1 protein-coding gene and 2 pseudogenes are annotated in these 2,116 nt (G+C 65.1%); 1 reads left to right on the top strand and 2 read right to left on the bottom strand.

Annotation, left to right across the window (positions count from 1 at the left end; all coding sequences use genetic code 11):
- Window positions 1–1,523, top strand: a 1,523-nt coding sequence (locus WCB02_RS31770; RefSeq protein ID WP_423964427.1) for a tetratricopeptide repeat protein, incomplete at its 5' end; no start/stop codon positions are given.
- Between the two features lie 129 nt (window positions 1,524–1,652).
- On the opposite strand, the pseudogene WCB02_RS31765 reads toward WCB02_RS31770, so the two are convergent.
- Together WCB02_RS31765 and WCB02_RS31760 are read right to left on the bottom strand one after the other, a co-directional pair.
- Window positions 1,653–1,930, bottom strand: a pseudogene (locus WCB02_RS31765) (MFS transporter); the annotation flags it as partial.
- Window positions 1,930–2,116, bottom strand: a pseudogene (locus tag WCB02_RS31760) (3-deoxy-8-phosphooctulonate synthase); the annotation flags it as partial. The pseudogenes WCB02_RS31760 and WCB02_RS31765, both read right to left, overlap by 1 nt.

Here is a 2,116-nt window from a genome sequence, read left to right as displayed (position 1 = left end):
CCCTCAGCGTTTTCGACAAGGCGGTGCAGTTGAGCCCTGACGATGCCGAGCTGTGGAAGCAACTCGGCGGCGTTCTCAAAGCACTCGATCGCCCGACCGATGCCCTCGCCAGCTATCGGCACGCCTTGCAGCTCAACCCATGCCATTGGGAGGCGGCCTATCAAAGCAGCGTGCTCCTGTATCAGTTGGAGCGGTTCGCGGAGGCGCTTGATCGACTCAATCTGTGCGATGAATTGCAAGGAGATCACGCCCCTACTCTGCAGATGCGCGCGCGCGTCTTGCGCGCCCTGAAGCGGTATGAAGAATGTCTTGCCGACGACCTGCGGGCGCATGCGCTGGATCCGACCGCCGCCATCACCTGCAACAATATCGGTGATGCGCTGCTATGGCTCGGCCGCCATCGAGAGGGGCTCGAGTGGTTCGACAAGGCACTTGACCTGCAGCCGGATCATGTCGAAGTGCTCTTCAACAAGGGCTTTGCGCTGCTGCAACTCAACCGGTTCGATGAAGCGGGCGATACCTATCGGCGTCTGAAGGCGCTGGATCCGAATGACGGCAAGGCCGGCTGGCAGTTGGCGCATCTCCAGCTCCTGACCGGAGATTTCGAGGCCGGCTGGGCCGAGCGCGAAGCCCGCTGGAAGGTCGCGGGTTTTTCGCCGGACTATCCGACATTTTCGCAACCCAAATGGCTGGGCGAGGAACCGATCGCGGGCAAGACCATCCTTGTTCATGTCGACGAGGGGCTTGGGGACGCGATCCAGTTTGCGCGCTATGTGCCGATGCTGGCCGCCCGCGGCGTTCGCATCATTCTCGTCGTGCAGGCGGCGCTCTGTCCGCTGCTCTCGGGACTTCCGGGGGTCGCCGCATGCCTGCCCGTCCCCGCCGGCCGGCTCCCCGCCTTCGACATGCATTGCCCGATCACGAGCCTGCCGCTCGCCTTCCGGACCACGCTCGAGACGATTCCGACGGCGAGCTATCTGCCGGCCCTTCCCCGAGAGCGCGTCCAGGTCTGGAGACAGCGTCTCGGTTCGCACCACCGATTGCGGGTCGGTCTGGTGTGGTCCGGCAATCCCAAGCAAGGCAATGATCGCAATCGATCGATGCCGTTCAAGACCTTGACGCCCCTCCTCGACCTCGGCGCGACCTTCATGAGCCTGCAGAAGGACCCCCGGCCCGAGGACAAGCCGGCCTTGAGCGAGCGCGCGGACATCGTCGACGTCACGGCCGACTTGACCGATTTTTTGGAAACCGCCGCGCTCATCGCAAACCTCGATCTCGTGATCACCGTATGCACCAGCGTCGCGCACCTTTCGGCCACGCTGGGGCGTCCGACCTGGATCATGCTGCCTTACATCGGCGACTGGCGCTGGCTGCTCGATCGCAACGACAGCCCATGGTATCCGGCCGTGCGGCTGTTCCGGCAGGATGAGACGCGCGACTATGCCGGTGTCATCGCACAGGTGCGGACGGAGCTCGCTGCACGGATTGCCGCATTCGAGACCGGGAAGACCCAAGACGTTTAAGACACGGCTGAGACACGGCCGCGTCGTGCGCGGCCTTTAGAAACCGTGCACAGGCCGGCGTGCTCGACGCCGAACCCGTAGGCCAGTGGCCCGACCGTCTGGCCCATGAAAAGAGGAACGCGACGAGTGCAGCCCCGCCAGGGTGGCGGCTGAGATCATCAGCTGCGCCTTGCCGAACAAGTCGGCTGCCGCGCCGATCACCGGCTGCACGGCCGCAAAGGTGACGGCGGACACCGCAGCGAACCCCCGCGGCCGTTGCGATCGTCACGCCAAACTCGGCGGCGACATGCGGCAGCACCGGGTCAAGCGCACGCGCCGACAGGCTTGCCGCGAAGGTCGCCATCGCAATGATATCGAGGGCCGGCGGCAGGGCGCTGGTCTTGCGGACGCGCTGCGGGCTGACGCATCAGGGCGCTGTGCTTTTGGCCAGCGCGTCAAACGCCATCAACCGCTTCAGCAATGCCTCGAACTCGGCGAGCGGCACCATGTTCGGACCATCCGACGGCGCATGATCGGGATCGGGGTGTGTCTCGATGAAGACGCCGGCGACGCCGACCGCGACGGCAGCGCGCGCCAGCACCGGCACAAACTCG

This window comes from Bradyrhizobium sp. (assembly GCF_049581145.1).
GTDB lineage: Bacteria > Pseudomonadota > Alphaproteobacteria > Rhizobiales > Xanthobacteraceae > Bradyrhizobium.
This window is presented reverse-complemented; position numbering and strand designations above follow the sequence as displayed.